General features: G+C 69.5%; 11 protein-coding genes. 8 read left to right on the top strand and 3 right to left on the bottom strand.

Annotated features, from left to right (window positions below):
• Positions 1 to 10: 10 nt before the first annotated feature.
• Together Q664_RS14830 and Q664_RS14825 are read right to left on the bottom strand one after the other, a co-directional pair.
• Entirely contained in the window at positions 11 to 679 is a 669-nt protein-coding gene (locus Q664_RS14830) for a hypothetical protein (protein ID WP_043394949.1), read from the bottom strand.
• Entirely contained in the window at positions 679 to 2,850 is a 2,172-nt protein-coding gene (locus Q664_RS14825) for a S46 family peptidase (RefSeq protein WP_043394946.1), read from the bottom strand. The genes Q664_RS14830 and Q664_RS14825 overlap by 1 nt, the downstream gene beginning before the upstream one ends.
• A gap of 140 nt (positions 2,851 to 2,990) precedes the next feature.
• Here Q664_RS14825 and Q664_RS14820 point away from each other — a divergent pair, with 140 nt between their 5' ends.
• Positions 2,991 to 3,722, top strand: a complete 732-nt coding sequence (locus Q664_RS14820) for a M50 family metallopeptidase (protein WP_043394944.1) — start codon at positions 2,991 to 2,993, stop codon at positions 3,720 to 3,722.
• Positions 3,723 to 3,728: 6 nt separating this feature from the next.
• On the opposite strand, the gene Q664_RS14815 is transcribed toward Q664_RS14820, so the two are convergent.
• The gene (locus Q664_RS14815; RefSeq protein WP_043394942.1) at positions 3,729 to 4,388 is read right to left on the bottom strand and encodes an MBL fold metallo-hydrolase; all 660 of its coding nucleotides are present in this window, start codon (positions 4,386 to 4,388) and stop codon (positions 3,729 to 3,731) included.
• Positions 4,389 to 4,534: 146 nt separating this feature from the next.
• Between Q664_RS14815 and Q664_RS14810 the strand changes: the two genes are divergently transcribed.
• From Q664_RS14810 to rho, 7 genes are all read left to right on the top strand, one after another.
• Entirely contained in the window at positions 4,535 to 5,212 is a 678-nt protein-coding gene (locus Q664_RS14810) for a hypothetical protein (protein WP_043394940.1), read from the top strand.
• A 478-nt stretch (positions 5,213 to 5,690) separates the two neighbouring features.
• Entirely contained in the window at positions 5,691 to 8,075 is a 2,385-nt protein-coding gene (locus tag Q664_RS14805) for a DNA gyrase/topoisomerase IV subunit A (protein ID WP_043394995.1), read from the top strand.
• A gap of 12 nt (positions 8,076 to 8,087) precedes the next feature.
• Positions 8,088 to 10,025, top strand: coding sequence for a DNA gyrase/topoisomerase IV subunit B (locus Q664_RS14800; RefSeq protein WP_043394939.1), 1,938 nt, complete (start codon positions 8,088 to 8,090; stop codon positions 10,023 to 10,025).
• A gap of 69 nt (positions 10,026 to 10,094) precedes the next feature.
• Complete coding sequence (locus Q664_RS14795; RefSeq protein WP_160174411.1) at positions 10,095 to 11,534, top strand: PEGA domain-containing protein; 1,440 nt, start codon at positions 10,095 to 10,097, stop codon at positions 11,532 to 11,534.
• Positions 11,535 to 11,567: 33 nt separating this feature from the next.
• Positions 11,568 to 12,791: a PEGA domain-containing protein gene (locus Q664_RS14790; RefSeq protein WP_043394937.1), complete on the top strand. Its 1,224-nt coding sequence runs from the start codon at positions 11,568 to 11,570 to the stop codon at positions 12,789 to 12,791.
• Positions 12,792 to 12,839: 48 nt separating this feature from the next.
• The gene (gene sppA / locus Q664_RS14785; protein WP_043394935.1) at positions 12,840 to 15,335 is read left to right on the top strand and encodes a signal peptide peptidase SppA; all 2,496 of its coding nucleotides are present in this window, start codon (positions 12,840 to 12,842) and stop codon (positions 15,333 to 15,335) included.
• A 258-nt stretch (positions 15,336 to 15,593) separates the two neighbouring features.
• Positions 15,594 to 17,132, top strand: coding sequence for a transcription termination factor Rho (gene rho / locus Q664_RS14780; protein ID WP_075207435.1), 1,539 nt, complete (start codon positions 15,594 to 15,596; stop codon positions 17,130 to 17,132).
• Positions 17,133 to 17,184 lie beyond the last annotated feature (52 nt).

Below are 17,184 nucleotides of genomic sequence, written 5' to 3'. Positions count from 1 at the left end.
CTCTTCTTTTTCAGTCCTCCGACTTGGAGCCCACGAAGTGGTCTTCCTTGTCCCGGAACAGCAGGTTGAAGCTCGTCAGCGAGCCGTAGATGCGGGTGATGTAGCTCTGCATCTCCACCTTCTCGGCGTCCGTCAGCTTCGGGTGCGCGTTGAGCTTCTGCTCCATCACCCGCAGCTTGTCCCGCACCATGACGATCTTGTGGAAGAAGGCGTCGATGGGCAGGTCCTTGCCCTGCACGTCCGCCTTGCCGGGTACCAGCTTGATGCTGCCACCCTCCCACTTGTTGGCCAGGGGTGGCGCCTCACCGCCCTCGCCCACCGCCTCCCGGATCAGCTCCATCAACTCCGCGCGCGTCATGTTCAGCTCCAGGCCTTCCAGGTCCACCACTTCGTTCGGATCCCGCTCCCGCCTCCGGACCACCGGCCCCACGCCGCGCACCGTCCGCTCGCGCCGCGAGGTGTCCGGGAGGGCCTTCGCGGCCACGCCCCGGGGCAGGAACTTGTTGCACAGAGGCGCCGAGGGCGGGAACAGCCCCCGCTCCGCCTGCAACCGGCAGACGCCCACCCAGCCCCGGTGATCCACCGAGTGCGCCGCCCACAGCTTGCAGTTGCCGCACACCTTCTCCTCCGGTCCGAAGACCGGAAGGGGCGGTGGGTTGCTCCCGGCCCCGTCCGACATCAGCGCCGCTCCTGGGCCTTGGGACCCTTGCGCACGCCCAGCTCGCGCAGCAGCCCGTCCGCGTCCTCGACCTGATCCAGCATCCACAGCACGTAGCGCACGTCCACGTTCACGTTGCGCGCCACGTCCGGGTTGTAGCCGAAGTCATTCGCCACGTTCTCCCACACGCGGTCGAAGTTGAGGCCCACCAACTGGCCCTTGCCGTTCACCGTGGGGCTGCCCGAGTTGCCGCCCGTGGTGTCCGCGTCCGCCAGGAAGTTCACCGGCACGTCCTTCAGCCGCGAGTCCACCCAGGGTCCGTACTTCTTCGCCACGGCCGCGGCGGCCACCTTGTCCGGCACGATGAAGGGCGCCTGGCCCGTGTGCTTCTCCATCACGCCCGTCAGCGTCGTCTGCGGCGTGTAGAAGGCCCCGTCCCGAGGCGCATAGCCCTTCACCTTCGCGAACGACACCCGCAGGGTGCTGTTGGCATCCGGCGCCACCGGCTTGCCCGCGTGCGCCATCACCGCCCGGCGCCACGGGGGCATCAGCCGCACGTTCGCTCCCGCGCGCCGATCCCTCAGCTCGTCCAGCGCCACCACCTCCGCCGCCAGGTCGAAGCCGAAGTCCAGCAGCGGATCCTTCCGCGCCCGGAGCTGCGCCTCCGTCTCGCCGGCCATCTTCTGGCGCTCGGCCAGGTCCAGCACCTTGGAGCTGGCGTACAGGGCGTCGATCTTCGCGGACACGTCCTTCTCCGCGTACGTCCGGCCGAAGTGCTTGTCGATCGCCGCGATGCGCTCGCCCTCGCCGAGCGCCTGCGCCCGCCGCACCAGCGCGAGGAGCATCCGCTTGTCCGCCGCCGCGTAGTAGTTCTTCTGCTCGCGCTCCAGCCGGTCCGCCAGCCGGGGCAGCTCGCGCTCCATGAACTCGGGCCGGCGCTCGAGGTCCGGCTTCGCCCGCTCCTGCGACAGCCGCGCCAGCGCCAGCGCCAGGGACGAGCCCTTGGGCGCCATGCGCAGCGCGTCGAGCAGGAACTCGCGCTCGAACGTCTTCGCACTCTCCGCGTGCAGCGCCAGCAGCTCCGAGCGGGCCTTCAGCGCGCCCGCGTGCTCCTTGCGCTTCTCCGCCCAGGCCACCACCGCCGCCTCGGCCTCGCGCTGCTTCTCCACGATGCGTCCGCGCTTGAGCCCCGCGAGCTGCCCGCCCGCGTTCTTGTAGCGGTTGCGCATGCCCTTGAGGTTGGAGGCCACGGCGATCTTCCCCGCTGCATCCTTCTCGCCCTCCTCCTCGAGGATGCGGATGAGCTCGCCGTACACGTCGATGACGCGCGGGTAGAAGCGCGACTGGCGCTCGGCCATGTCCTCGGCCAGCAGCGCGCGGAAGGTGGTGCCGGGGTAGCCGAGCACCATCACGAAGTCGTCCGGCTTCACGCCCTGGGTGGCCAGCGGGAAGAAGAACTCCGCCTTGTGGGGCACGTTCTTGACGTCATACTTCGCCGCCGAGCCGTCCGGCGCCGAGTAGGCCCGGATGATGGAGAAGTCACCGGTGTGGCGCGGCCACATCCAGTTGTCCTCATCACCGCCGAACTCGCCCACGGCGCGCGGCGGCGCGTACACCAGCCGCACGTCCGCCAGCTCCACCGAGTCGAACAGCACGAACTGCACCCCGCCATCGAAGCTGGCCACCCGGCAGCGCGTGGCCGGTCGCTTCTCGCACTCGGCGACCAGCTCCTTCTCCTTGCGCTCCATGGCCTTCTTGCGCGCGAGATCGTCCGCGCCCTCGGGCACCGCGGCGAACATCTCCTTCGTCACGTCCGTGAAGCCGCGCGGCACCAGGACGCGCGAGCCCTTGCCCGGCAGCTCCTCCTCGCGGCTCTTCGCGAGGTAGCCCTGGGCGAGGAGATCGCGCTGCGGCGTGCTGTGCTCCTGGACGATGGAGAAGACACAGTGGTGGTTGGTGATGATCAGGCCCGTCTCGGCGATGAAAGCGCCCGAGCAGCCGCTCACGCTCACCGCGCCGGCCAGCAGGCCCGTGCCCCGCTTGGGATCCCACAGCCGCTTGGGCGGCACCTGGAGCCCCTGGGCCTTGAGCCACGCCGGGTCGAGTTCGAGGACCTGTTGGGGGGTCCACTTCCCTTCCCCGGCCAAGGCCGGGGCAGCCACGAGAGAAAGGAGCAGGAGCGTCTTCTTCATCGTGCCCCCTCCCTACCGCGTCTTCCGCCCGCAGGCGACCGTCTTGGACGTCCGTGACGCCTGCCCTCCCTCCTGCCGTCCACGGAAGGGACGGTGGGCCCCTGGAAGAACCCGGGAACAGGCGTGTTCTGGGACCCGCGATGCAGACCTCGAGCGGCTCCAAGTTGGACTTTGGCCGGGTGGCCCTTCTCCTCGTGCTCCTGGGGGCGGGCTGGTACTTCTGGGACTCGCCCGTGGTGTGGCCCCTGAAGCTGCTGGTGGTGATGATGCACGAGGGAGGTCACGCACTCGCCACCCTGCTCGCCGGGGGCGCGGTGGACCGCGTCACGCTGGCCACGACCGACTCCAGTGCCTGCCTGTCCCATCTGCCCGAGGGCCTGATGGCGCAGGTGGCCGTGTACTCCGCCGGCTACGTGGGCAGCGCGCTCGCCGGAGCCTTCCTGCTGCTGGCCACCTACCGCTTCCGGATGCGCCGCCTCGTGCTCGCCTCCGCGTGCGTGGGCCTCGCGGTGATGGGTGTCCTCTACGCGGGTGACAGCCTCACCCTGGCCTTCTGCATGGGCACCGCGCTCGTGCTGGGGCTCGCGGCGAAGTACCTCCCGGATGGGGGCGTGGACATGCTCAACCTCCTGCTCGCCGCCTTCTCCGCGCTCTACGTGGCGTTCGATCTGCGCTCGGACCTGTGGAACGGCGCCGCCCGCTCCGTCAGTGACGCGGCGCGGCTAGCCCACCTCACCCCCGTGCCCTCGTGGGCCTGGGCCGCGCTCTGGTCGTTCGTCTCGCTCGCGCTGCTCGGCCTCTTCGCCCGCTGGTCCCTGCGCGCCGCGCGCCCCGAGGGCCTGGGCTACTCGCTGACCTCCAGCCGCCGCTAGGAGCGCTCAGCGCCTCGGGCGCATCCGGTAGGCCACGAAGGAGGCCACGTCCGGGAAGGCGAAGTACGGGTTGTGCTGGCGCACGTCGCTCATGGCCGCCACCGGTACGCTCGCGTAGTCATGCCCGGGGAAGAGCCGGGTGCTGTCCGGCACCTTGAGCAACACCTGGGACAGCGAGCGGTACATCGCCTCCGGGTCGCCCCCGCGCATGTCGCACCGGCCACAGCCATTGATGAAGACGGTGTCCCCCGACACCAGCGCGTCCTGGGCCAGCAGGCAGTGCGAGCCCGGGGTGTGCCCCGGGGTGTGCAGGGCCTGGAAGCTCCGCCCCCCCACCGTGAGGGTGTCCCCCGGCCCGACTGGCCGCAGCGCCCCCGAGGCCAGCTCGCGCAGGTCCACCGAGAAGTCCACCTCGGCGCGCTGGGCGTAGACGGGGACGTCATGTTTCGAGAGCAGCTCGGGTATCCCGTTGGTGTGATCTCCGTGGCAGTGCGACACGAAGGCGCCCACCAGGCGCTTGCCGTCCTCCACGAGGGCCTTCTCGATGGCGGGCACGTCCCAGGCGGGGTCCACCACCAGCACCTCGTCCGAGTCCTTCGGGCCCACCAGGTACACGAAGTTGTCCATCGACCCGAGCTTCAACTGGCGCACGTACAGAGATTCCATGGGCAATCCTCCAGGCGGCGCACTGCATTACGGCGTCCAGCCCTCCAGTGTATGCGTCGTGAGCAAACCTGGGGGCCTCTCTTGAGGAGGAACAGCGCTTCGCATTTGAATGGCCCCCCCTCCCTTCCCCCGTCGAGGAGACACCCTTGAAGAGACCGCTGCTCCCCCTGGCCCTCACCCTGCTCGCCACGAGCGCCATGGCCAAGGACCGGGCCACCTTCCGGCATACGCCCTCGGCGGACGAGGAGCGCCCCGTCGTGGTGGATGCGTCCGTGGGCCCCCAGGGGGGCGACTTCGCGTTGCGGCTGCGCTTCCAGAAGCCCCCCTTCGGACAGGAGTGCGGCTCGCGCTGCGCCAACGCGACGGTGCTGATCGACACGGATGCGAACCCCCGCTCGGGCCTGAAGCTCTCCGACAAGGCTCCCGAGAACGGCGCGGACCTGGCCATCATCGTCCAGGGGACGCGCGACATGTCCGGCGCGAGCTCGGACAACTACCTGCGTGTGAAGGTGAGGCAACTCGCGGATGGGGCCCGCACCGTGGACGAGGGCGAGTTGATCGCCGAGTTGGATCACCGGCGCGATTCCGACCGCGTCCACATCGAGGACAACACGGTGTTCCTGCTCATCGACGCGAGCAACAACGTGCCCTCGGGCCGCAAGGCGCGCGTCGTGTATCACCCGCCCGGCGGCAAGGCGCTCCAGGGCACCATCCCCGGCATGCTCAGCGGCAGTGCGAACAACAGCAAGGTGATGATCTTCCGCCGCGGCGGCTGGGGCACGGCACGCCAGGGCGGCCAGCGCGTCGGAGGCGAGAGCAAGTAGCAGTGCATGAGCAGCATGTCCGTGCCCGCCCGCCCCCCGTGCGCGCACGGACATGGCATGCCTCCCCGGTAGGACAGTGGAAGGCCCGGGCTCACGCTCTTCCGCTCGCCCGGGGTCCTGCCGGGTAGGTGAACCACGCAGGTTGTGTCAGACCCCCGAGGCAGTATCCCCCCATGGTCGTCGGACACCACCCCCGGTACGGCCCCACGCCCACCCCTCGTCCCGGTCCCAACCCAGGCAGACGAGCGTGACGACCCCACCTCGAAGGCCCTTCATCACTCGATTTTCTGGCCCCAACCACTGAACACATGTATAGAAACCCCACCCCCGAGGCGTTGCAAACCCTCGAATTTGTTCCCTTTCACAGTGGGCCGTGGTACTCCCGCCGGCTCATCACCTTCCGTCCCGGGCCCGGAGTGCGCGAGCCGCGCCCCGCGTTTTAGAGGGATACGGACGGTCCTGACCTGAACACATGAGCATGCTCGCACAAGCGGATAACAAGACGCGGAAGAAGCAGGGGGCCTCGGGCGGCGGTGGCGATGGCACCGCCTCGGCCGCGGGAGGCGGTGGCGGTGGTGCCACGCCCGCCGCGCTCGCCGATGAGGCCCGCCGCCGCTACCTCAACTACGCCCTCTCCGTCATCACCTCGCGCGCCCTGCCCGACGTGCGTGACGGCCTCAAGCCCGTTCAGCGCCGCATCCTCTACGGGATGTGGAACGACCTGAACCTCACGCACGACGCCAAGTACAAGAAGTGCGCCCAGGTCGTCGGCGCCATCATGGGCCCCTACCACCCGCACGGCGACACCGCCATCTACGATGCCCTCGTGCGCATGGCGCAGGACTTCTCCCTGCGCTACCCCCTCGTGGACGGCCACGGCAACTTCGGCTCGCTCGATGGCGACGCCGCCGCCGCCTACCGTTACACCGAGTGCCGTCTGGAGAAGCTCGCCGACGAGCTCCTCAACGAGCTGAGCCAGAAGACGGTGGACTTCCGGCCCAACTACGACGGCACGCGCACCGAGCCCATCGTCCTGCCCTCACGCGTTCCCCACCTGCTGATGAACGGCACCACGGGCATCGCCGTGGGCATGGCCACCAACATCCCGCCCCATCACCTGGCCGAGCTGTGCGACGCGCTCACCGCGCTCGTGGACGACAGCACCCTCACCGTCAAGCAGCTGCTCAAGTGGGTCAAGGGTCCGGACTTCCCCACCGGCGGAGAGATCCTCAACTCCCAGAAGGAGCTGCAGGAGATCTACGAGACGGGCCAGGGCAGCGTGCGTCTGCGCGGCGAGTACGAGCTGGAGGAGCTCAAGAAGGGCGGCCAGCAGATCGTCATCACCTCCATCCCCTACACGGTCAACAAGTCCACGCTGGTGGCCAAGTTCGGGGAGATCGTCCGCGAGCGCAAGCTGCCGCTCATCGTGGACGTGCGCGACGAGTCCACCAAGGACGTGCGCATCGTCCTGGAGCTCAAGAAGGACGCCAGCCACGAGCTGGCCATGGCGTACCTGTACAAGAACACGCCGCTCCAGACGAACTTCAACGTCAACCTCACCTGCCTCGTGCCCAACCCGGAGAACCCCGAGGTGGGCACCCCCAAGCGTCTGGGGCTCAAGGAGATCCTCCAGTACTTCCTGGACTTCCGCCTGCAGGTGATCAAACGGCGCATCCAGTACCAGCTCGACGAGCTGAAGAAGCGCGTCCACATCCTCGAGGGCTTCGAGAAGGTCTACGACGCCCTGGACGAGATGATCCGCATCATCCGCGCCTCCGAGGGCAAGCAGGACGCCGCCAAGAAGCTGATTGCCCGCTTCAAGCTGGATGAGATCCAGGTGGACGCCATCCTGGAGATGAAGCTCTACAAGCTGGCCCGCCTGGAAATCCTCGTGGTCCAGAACGAGCTCAAGGAGAAGCGCAAGCAGATCAAGGAGCTGGAGGCGCTGCTCAAGAGCAACCCGCGGCTGTGGGCCACGGTGAAGGACGAGCTGGCCGAGGTGAAGGCCGCCTACGGCATGCAGAAGCGCCGCACCAAGGTGAGCCGCGGCGGTGCCGAGGAGATGACCTTCGACGCCGAGGCGCTCATCGCCGACGAGGACGCCCATGTCGTCATCACCCGCGACGGGTGGATCAAGCGCGTGCGCGAGGTGAAGGATCCCTCCTCCACCCGTCTGCGCGAGGGCGATGCCGTGATGACGGTGCTCGCCGGAAGCCTGAGGGCGAACCTGGTCCTCTTCAGCAACTTCGGTACCGCCTACGTCACGCGCTTCAACGACGTGCCGGCCTCCACGGGGTACGGCGACCCGGTGCAGAAGCTGTTCAAGTTCGACGACGGCGAGCGGATTGTCGCCGCGCTGTCGCTCGACACCCGTCTGTGGCGCCCAGAGAAGCTGCTGGGTGTCACCCGGCACGGCATGGGCATGCGCTTCCCACTGGCCCCGCACCTGGAGCTCTCCACCCGCGCCGGGCGCCGCTACGCCAAGACGGGCGAGGGCGATGAGATCGTCGGCGTGCAGCCGGTGGAGGACAAGGACCTGGTGGGCGTGCTCACCGAGCGGACCGCCGCCCTGGTGTGCAAGGTGGCGGAGATCAACGAGCTGGCCGGCCCGGGCAAGGGCGTCACCGTCATCAAGGTGGACGAGGGAGACCGGGTGGTGGACTTCGTGGTGGCCCCGGCGGGCAACAAGGAGGCGGGGGTCGCCTTCGAGACGCAGAAGGGCCGCAAGCTCGTCCTGCACACGGGCAGGTTCGAGGTGACGGGCCGCGGTGGCAAGGGCCACGAGATGTCGCGCAAGGACGCGGTGAAGGAGGTGGCGCGCGCGCCCCTCTACATCCCGCTGCCGGAGCAGAAGAAGGAATAGCCGGAGACTGTCATGGCGACGACCAAGAAGACGACCTATACGGGCGCCGACATCCAGGTCCTCGAGGGCCTGGAGCCGGTCCGCAAGCGCCCGGCGATGTACATCGGTGGCACCGACGGCACGGGCTATCACCACCTGCTGTGGGAGATCCTCGACAACTCGGTGGACGAGGTCATCAACGGCTATGCGTCCACCGTGGAAGTCACCCTCCACAAGGACTGCCGCACGGTGACGATCACCGACGATGGGCGAGGCATCCCCATCGACATCATGCCCAAGTACAAGAAGCCGGCGGTGGAGATCATCCTCACCACGCTTCACGCGGGCGGTAAGTTCGAGCAGGGCAACTACATCCACTCGGGCGGTCTGCACGGCGTGGGCAGCTCGGTGGTGAACGCCCTCTCGCGCAAGATGGTGGTGGAGATCAAGCGCGACGGGAAGCGCCACGTCCAGACGTACGGCCGCGGCAAGCCCCAGACGCCGCTCAAGGCCGAGGGCCCCGCGCGGGGCACCGGCACCTCCACCACCTTCGAGCCGGATCCGGAGATCTTCGGCGAGAAGCTGAAGTTCGACGCGAAGCTCATCCGCGAGCGGCTCGAGGCGAAGAGCTACCTGCACAAGGGCATGGTGGTCGTCTGGAAGGACGAGACGGCCACGCCCGCGGTGAAGGAGGAGTTCAAGCACGACGGCGGCATCGCCGAGTACCTCACCAAGGTGGTGGCGGAGCGGGGCAAGGCGGTGGTGCCGTCGGGCAGCACCACCATCTTCTACCACTCGCGTGACAACGGGGTGCGCCTGGAGGCCGCGCTGGTGTGGACGGAGGCCACGGACGAGCACATCCGCTCGTACGTCAACGGCATCCCCACGCCGCTGGGCGGTACGCACGAGGCGGGTCTGCGCAGCGCCGTGGTGAAGGCGGTGCGCAACTACATCGAGACGCACGACATCGCGCCCAAGGGCGTCACGCTCACCGCGGAGGACATCCGCGAGGGCATGACGGTCATCCTCTCCACCTACGTGGTGGAGCCACAGTTCCAGGGCCAGACGAAGGGGCGCCTCAACAACCCGGAGACGGCGGGCCAGGTGGACGGCGTCATCCGCCCCGCGCTGGAGAAGTGGCTCAACGACAACAAGTCCATCGCCGAGTCGGTGGTGGCCCGCATCACGCTGGCCGCCCGCGCCCGCGAGGCCAGCCGCGCCGCCTCCCAGGCCATCAGCCGCAAGACGGCCGTCAGCCACCGGCTCAACCTGCCGGGCAAGCTGGCGGACTGCTCCTCGACCGACCCCGCGCAGAGCGAGCTGTTCCTCGTGGAAGGTGACTCCGCAGGTGGCAGCGCCAAGCAGGGCCGGGACCGGCGCACCCAGGCCGTCCTGCCGCTGCGCGGCAAGGTGCTCAACGCCGAGCAGGCCTCCACCGACAAGGTGGTGGGCAACAAGGAGCTCACGGACATCGTCAGCGCCCTGGGCTGCGGCATCGGCGGCGACTTCGACATCTCCAAGCTGCGCTACGGCCGCATCTTCCTGATGATGGACGCCGACAGCGACGGCAACCACATCGCCACGCTGCTGCTCACCTTCTTCTACCGGCACCTGCGCCCGCTCATCGAGCAGGGGCACATCTACCTCGCCCAGCCGCCCCTCTTCCGGGTGGACATCGGCAAGGAGACGTACTGGGCGCTCGACGAGGTCCACCGCGATCAGATCATCCGCGAGAAGACCCGGGGCAACGCCAAGCCCAGCGTCATGCGCTTCAAGGGTCTGGGGGAGATGACGCCGGACGAGCTGAAGGAGACCACGTTGGATCCGAAGCTCCGCCAGAGCCTGAAGGTGACCATCGACAACCCGCTCCTCACCGATCAGGTCATCAACGATCTGATGGGCCGGGATGTCAGCGCGCGCTTCAAGTTCATCATGGAGAGCGCCAACGAGGTCGAAGACCTGGACGTGTAGGACCCAAGCAGCCCCAGGCGGGGCATGGTGCGCGGGCCCCTGGCTCGGCTAGCATCATGCCCCGTGCGATTGAAGACCCCCCTTGCCCTTTCGCTCGTGCTGCTGCTGGGAACTGCCTCCGGAGTCACCGAGGCCGCTCCCCGCCGTGACTCGTCCGCTTCGGCCCGGAAGGCGAAGAAGAAAGCGCCCGCCGCCGAGCAGAATGCTCCCGCCCCGGAGTCCACCGGGACTCCCGACAGCGAGGAGCCCCCGCCGGCCGCGGATGCGCCCGTGGCCCCCCAGACGACGCTCGAGCCGGCCCCGGCCGCTCCCGGGGAAACCGCTTCCGCCCATCCGGCGCCAGCGGCCCAGCCCGCCCCCCCTACCTGGGCGGGCCACGTCGCGGTGCTGGCCGTCCCCTCCAAACCCGACGCCACCCCGTCCGCCATCCGTGTCGAGACGGACTTGCGAGCCGCGCTCGGTGCCCAGGCGGACGTGCGGCTGGTGGACCTCGGAACCCTCTTCCCGCCCCCGCCTCCCGCCGCCCTGGAGCAGGGCGATGCCCTTTTCAACGAGGGCAAGGAGCTCTACGACAACCTGGACCCGGAGGCCGCGGCGAAGAAGTTCTCCGAGGCGGCGGCCTTCTACGAGCGCCACCCGGTGGAGACGAAGCCGGAGCGGCTGGGCCGCGTCTACGTGTTCCTGGGCGCCTCGCGGCTGCTCAACGGAGACACCGCCGGAGCGCGGGAGGCCTTCACCCGGGCGCACCTCATGGCCCCCTCGCGCCCGCCCGAGTCCGAGCTCTTCGGGCAGGACGTACAGGATGCCTTCAACGCCGCGAAGGCGGCCCTGACCCAACAGCCGCGCGGCACGCTCGCCATCGACTCCGTGCCCTCCGGCGCGCAGGTGGCCGTGAAGGGCGAGAAGCTCGGCACCACGCCGCTGAAGGACGTGGAGCTCGCGCCCGGCTCCCACCCGGTGGTGCTCACCCTCCCCGGTTACGTCCCCTTCGGCGTCTTCCAGCAGGTGGCACCCTCCCAGCGCGGCGAGCTGCGGCCCACGCTGGAGCCCACCCCGGGCCTCGCCGCGGTACGTGAGCTGGCCGCCAACGTGTCCTCCTCCCGGTCGCTCACGTCCGACACGCTCCCGCCCGGAGTGGCGGAGCTCGGCGAGAAGCTCGGCGCGCGATACGTGGTGCTCGCCCGGGTGGAGCAGGACAGCCGCGGCCGCACCGAGGCCGTGCTGTATGCCTGGGATGTGCGGCAGAAGAACCGCCTGCGCGGGGTGAAGTTCCATCCCGATGAGCCCCGCGGCCGCGATTCCGCCGTGCAGCAGGTGCATGCCTTCCTCACCGGCCAGCACGTGTCTGGACCCTCGCTGCCCGTGGCCCTGCCCGCTGTCATGAAGAAGCCCTGGTTCTGGGCGGCGGTGGGCGGGGTGGCGGTGGCCACCACCGCGGGCATCCTGCTGGCGTCCCAGCCCCAGAAACCCCTGGGCATCCGGCTCGGCAACTTCGGCGCTGGTTGGTAGCACCCCTCACGGCCCTTCCCCGAGGTCCACGTCATGAAAGCCCTTGTGCTTCTGCTGCTCCCCTCCCTCGCGCTGGCGGCTCCCCCGCCTCCCAAGCCCCAGCGCATCGCCTCGCTCCTCGTCCCCATGGACCCCACGGCCGAGTCGAGCGGTCCCAAGATGGAGAGCTACATGAACGAGGCCCTGACCGAGTTCCAGGGCTACACCCTGCGCAAGCCCGAGGATCTCTTCGGCCTGCCACAGGACGACGAGGCGCTGGTCGCGCTCAAGCGGGGCAAGCAGGGGCTCGAGGAGAGCGTCGCCGCCTTCGACAAGAAGCAGTACGAGGAGGCGGAGCTGAAGATCCGCGCCACCCTGAAGGAGCTGCAGAAGGCGGCCCCGGCGATGACGGCCTCGTGCAATCCGCTGTGTGACGCCACCGCCCTCTACGCCGCGGTGATGCACCAGCGCGGAGACGTCGAGGAGACGAAGCTGGCGCTGTTGGACCTGATGGCGCTCAACCCCACCTACGAGCTGGACACCAAGCGTTACAGCCGCGACTTCATCTCGCTCCGGGTGCAGGTGGCCACGGGCGTGCACGCGGCGCTGCGCGGCGGGGCGACGGTGAAGTCCCGTCCGGCCGGGGCGCGCGTCTACATCGACAACGAGTTCAAGGGCTACACCCCGGTGACGGTGTCCACGCTGCCGGTGGGCAAGCACCTGCTGCGCCTGGAGCGCCCCGGCTTCCGCGTGTACGGGCAACTGCTCGAGGTGAGCCCGGATGACGTGGAGGCGAGCGCCGCGCTGCAGCCCACGGACGACTACAAGGCCTATGACGCCCGGCTGGACACGGTGGCCAACGAGGTGATGCGCGCCAACGCCACCTCCAGCCAGGCGGTGGCCGGGCTGGGCAAGGCGCTCGGGCTGGAGCGGGGTTTCGTGGGCACGGTGCGTGACATTCCGGACAGCGGCACCACCGAGCTGGTGCTGGGCCTGTTCGACATGAAGGACGGCAAGCGGCTCGGTGTGCGGCGCATCGTGCTGCAGGGCGACGAGTTCGGGCAGCTCAAGTCGGAGATGGCCCGGCTGGTCAATCACCTGCTGAACAATGCAGAGGGCGGCGCGGAGAAGCGGGTGAAGTCCTCGGATCCACTGGAGAACAGCCACGGCATGGAGGAGTGGAACCGCGAGGACCGCGGCGGCAAGCGGCGCGATCAGGAGAAGAAGTCCAAGAAGGGCGATCCGCTGGAGGGAGTGAACGGTACCGAAGATTGGTGAGACGCGGCGCTTGTACGCCGGAGCGCGGCGCCTACAGTCTGGAGGGCCATGCGTGCCCTCTCGCTGTTGCTGCTGCTCCCCGGCCTCGCGCTCGCACAGACGGGGCTCATCGTCCAACCCGCCACGCCGCCGCGCGGGGTGACGCTGCCCCCCACCTCCGCCGCGTTGGTGGACGAAGCCACCGCGCTCTCCGTCAACCCCGCCGGCCTGCGCTTCGTGGGGCCCCCGCAGCTCTTCTACCTGCACGAGCGCAACCTCGTGCGCGACCAGCTGGGTGACGGCGTCTACCTGGGCACGACGCTGGGCGGACTGGGCGCCGGCTTCAGCATGGAGTGGATGCGCGGGCGCGGGCTGCCGGACTATCGCAAGACGTCCTTCGGCCTGGCGCTCGGCTCCCGGCGGCTGTCGCTGGGCGTGGGCTACCACAACCTCTCCTCGCGCGATGCCTCGCTGGACAGGCTGTACGGCATCGACCTGGGCCTCACCGTGCGCCCCACGCGCTTCCTCTCCGTGGCGGCGGTGGTGAAGGACGTGAACGCTCCCGAGGAGGGGCCCTACACCCTGCCCCGCAGCTACAGCCTGGCCGTGGGCGTGCGGCCCTTCGGCGAGCGCGTGACGCTGGGCGCGGACTACCTCGCCGCGGAGGGCGCCTGGGACGAAGGGCGCCTCACGTACACGGTGCAGGCCGCCATCGTGCCCGGCTTCGGACTGGGCGCGGGCCTCTCGCATGGGCTCGGGGGTGACCGCACCGTGGCGCTGCAACTGGCCGCCACGCTGGACAGCTCGCACTTCGGCCTCACCTACGCCGGTGGCGGCGCCCAGGGCGGCGGATCGGATCATGTGGTGGCGGTGCGCATCTCCGGCCAGAAGTACGCGCCCCTGAATCTCGGCGGGGGCTCGGTGGCCATGCTGGACCTGGATGACGAGTTGAGGGAGCGGGGCGGAGCCCTGTCACTGCTCGGCTTCTCCGAGCCGGATCCGTACCTGCGGCTGACGCGGTGGATGCACGAGGCCACGAAGGATCCGCGGCTCGAGGGCGTGGTGCTGAAGGTGTCGGGCCTGCCGGGCGTGGACTGGGGGAAGGCCGAGGAGCTGCACCAGGCGGTGCTGCGGATGCGCGCGGCCGGCAAGAAGGTGCTGGCGGTGCTCTACAGCGTGGGGGACCTGGAGTACTTCGTGGGCTCGGCGGCGGACGAGCTGTACGCCCTGCCCTCCTCGTCGCTGCTCATCAACGGCCTGTCCGCCCACGTGACGACCCTGGGCGGGACGATGGAGAAGCTGGGCGTCACCTGGGACGTGGCGCGCGTGGGCGAGTACAAGACGGCCCCCGAGCAGCTCACCCGCCGCGACATGAGTCCCGCCCAGCGCGAGACGATCGAGGCCTACCTGGACACCCAGGTGGCCCATGACGTGGCGGCGGTGACGAAGGCGCGCCGCATCACCCCCGAGCGCCTCCGGGAGGCCTGGGGTGCCGGCATCCTCACCGCCACCCAGGCCAGGGAGCTGGGACTGGTGGACGGAGTGCTGCTGCCCGAGGAGCTGGAGGACAAGCTGAAGAAGCTGGTGCCCGGGGCCTCGTACGACCCCACCTACGCGCCAAGGGACGAGCGGGAGCGCCGCTGGACCGGGCGCCGCCGCATCGCCGTGGTGCAGGTGCTGGGCACCATCGCCGGAGGGAAGAGCCGCAAGGCTCCGCTGGGGGGCGAGGCGATCGCCGGCGCGGAGACGGTGGCGCTCGCCCTGGAGCGGGCCCAGAGGGATCCGAAGGTGGCCGCCATCGTGCTGCGGGTGGACTCGGGCGGCGGGGACGTCCTGGCCTCGGAGCTGATGTACCGCGCCGTGCTGGAGGCGAGGAAGCACAAGCCCGTCGTCGCCTCCATGGGGGACGTGGCGGCCTCGGGTGGCTACTACGCCGCCCTGGGCGCCCATGAAATCTGGGCCTCGCCCACCACCCTGACGGGGAGCATCGGCGTCTTCTATTACAAGCCCGCGCTGCGCGGCCTGCTGGGCGACAAGCTGGGGGTGAACCAGGAGACCATCAGCCGGGCGCCCATGGCCGACGTGCTCGGCCTGTGGCAGCCGTGGACGGAGGCGGAGCAGAAGGCGATGCAGGCCTGGGTGGACTCGGCCTACGACGACTTCATCACCCAGGTGTCCGTGGAGCGGAAGCTGGACAAGGCGAAGGTGGATGCCATCGCGCGGGGACGGGTATGGGCGGGCACCGCGGCGAAGGAGCGCGGCCTGGTGGACGGCATGGGGGGCCTGATGGACGCGGTGGAGGCGGCGCGCAAGCGGGCCGGAGTGCCCGCAAGGGAGGAGCTGGACCTGGTGATGGAGGGCGACGCGCGAGGGCTGTTCTCGTCCCCGGGCGGAGAGCCCGGGGTGAGCGAGGCCGCCCTTCCCGAACTGAACCTGGGCCCCGTGCTGGAACCCGCCCTGCCGCCGGGGGTGCGGGCGCTCGTGCGCGAGGCGGGCCTGGACTCGCCCTGGTTGCTGGAACCGGGCCTCAAGGCCGTCCAGCCCTACACCCTGCGGGTCCGCTGACGTCTCCAAGAGGACACGGAGGGCGAAATTCTCCAGGCGCCCGGCGGGTCCTCTGTTAATGTTGTGGAGCGCTTTCCGGTGGGCCCTCGAGTCCGCCGGGACGCTCCAGGGGCCGGCGGTTCGGTCGGCGGGTAGCTCGTGCCAGGCGCGAGCTGTCCCCAAGATCCCGCGTCGGGCTTCTGTCCCACAGACCGCCGTACCTCGTGCGCCTCCGGCCGGGGACTTCTTCCCAGGGGACGCGCCGAACTCCGTAGACCCATGAGCGAAACCGACAACCGCGATCCCCGAGACCTCCCGACCCCCATGGCCGCCCGCGCCGAGGCGCCCCCGGACTTGGACGATGGCGATGACGAGGGCGATGACGGCCCCGACGAGGGCGAGGGCTCGGCCCCTGGACAGGGACAGCCCGGGGGTGGCCCGCCCGGCCAGGGTGGAGGCCGCCGCCGCCGCCGCCGCCGTCGCCGCAGGGGTGCCCAGGTGCAGTTCACCCCGGAAGGGCAGGCCTACCGCATGGTGGCCGGTCCGGACGGCCAGCCGCAGCAGGTGTTCCTCACGCCCCAGGAGCTGCAGCAGTACCAGCAGCGGATGGCGCAGCAGCAGGCCCAGCAGCAGCAGCAGCCGCCACAGCAGGCTCAGCACGGTCAGCACGGGCACCACCAGGGTGGGCAGCCGAGGCAGCATCAGCCGGCACCCCAGCCCTCGCTGACGCCGGTGGAAGGAGTGCTCGACACCGAGGCGAAGGGCCCCAACGCCTACCTGCGGCAGCTCAAGCGCAACCTGCTGCCCTCGCCGGACGACGCGGAGATTCCAAAGAACCTGGTGCAGAAGCTCCGGCTGCGTTCGGGCCAGTACCTCCACGCGCTCGCGCAGACGAAGGGCAACAAGGGCCTCATCCAGCGCGTGGAGCAGGTGGACGGCCGTCCGCTGGATCAGGTGGGCCGCCAGCCCCACTTCGCGGACCTCACCTCCGTGGATCCGGTGGAGCGCATCAAGCTGGAGAACGGCCACCGCGAGATGGTGACGCGGGTGATGGATCTGATCGCCCCCATCGGCAAGGGCCAGCGCGCCCTCATCGTGGCGCCGCCGAAGACGGGCAAGACGATCATGTTGCAGCGCATTGCCCAGGCGGTGGTGGCCAACCACCCGGAAATCCACCTCATGGTGCTGCTCATCGACGAGCGCCCGGAAGAGGTGACGGACATGCGCCGCAGCATCAAGGCCGAGGTGCTGGCCTCGAGCTCGGACCGGCCGACGGGAGACCACCTGAAGATCGCCGAGCTGGCGCTGGAGCGGGCGCGGCGGCTGGTGGAGAGCGGCAAGGACGTGATGATCCTCCTGGACTCCATCACGCGACTGGCGCGCGCCTACAACAAGGAAGTGGACAACTCGGGCCGGACGCTCTCGGGCGGCGTGGACAGCCGCGCGCTGGAGCGGCCCAAGCGCATCTTCGGCGCGGCGCGAGCCACCGAGGAGGCCGGCAGCCTGACCATCGTGGGCACGGCGCTCATCGACACGGGCAGCCGCATGGACGAGGTCATCTTCGAGGAGTTCAAGGGCACCGGTAACTCCGAGGTGACGCTGGACCGGTTCCTCGCGGAGAAGCGCATCTTCCCGGCCATCAACATCGGCCAGTCCGGCACGCGCAAGGAGGAGAAGCTCTTCACCCACAAGGAGTACGAGAAGGTGAAGAAGATGCGCCAGATGCTCTTCGCGGTGAAGCCCGTGGAGGCCATGGAGGCGCTCGTCAAGCGGCTCAGCCGCTACACGTACAACGACGAGTTCCTCGAGGAGCTGTGAGCCACACTCCCTCGCCCTCCGGGAGAGGGTGGGGGTGAGGGTATCCGGACCC

It is taken from the genome of Archangium violaceum Cb vi76 (genome assembly GCF_000733295.1).
GTDB classification, from domain to species: Bacteria; Myxococcota; Myxococcia; order Myxococcales; family Myxococcaceae; genus Archangium; species Archangium violaceum.
Note: the sequence above shows the minus strand (reverse complement) of the source record. Positions and strands in the feature narration are given on the sequence as shown.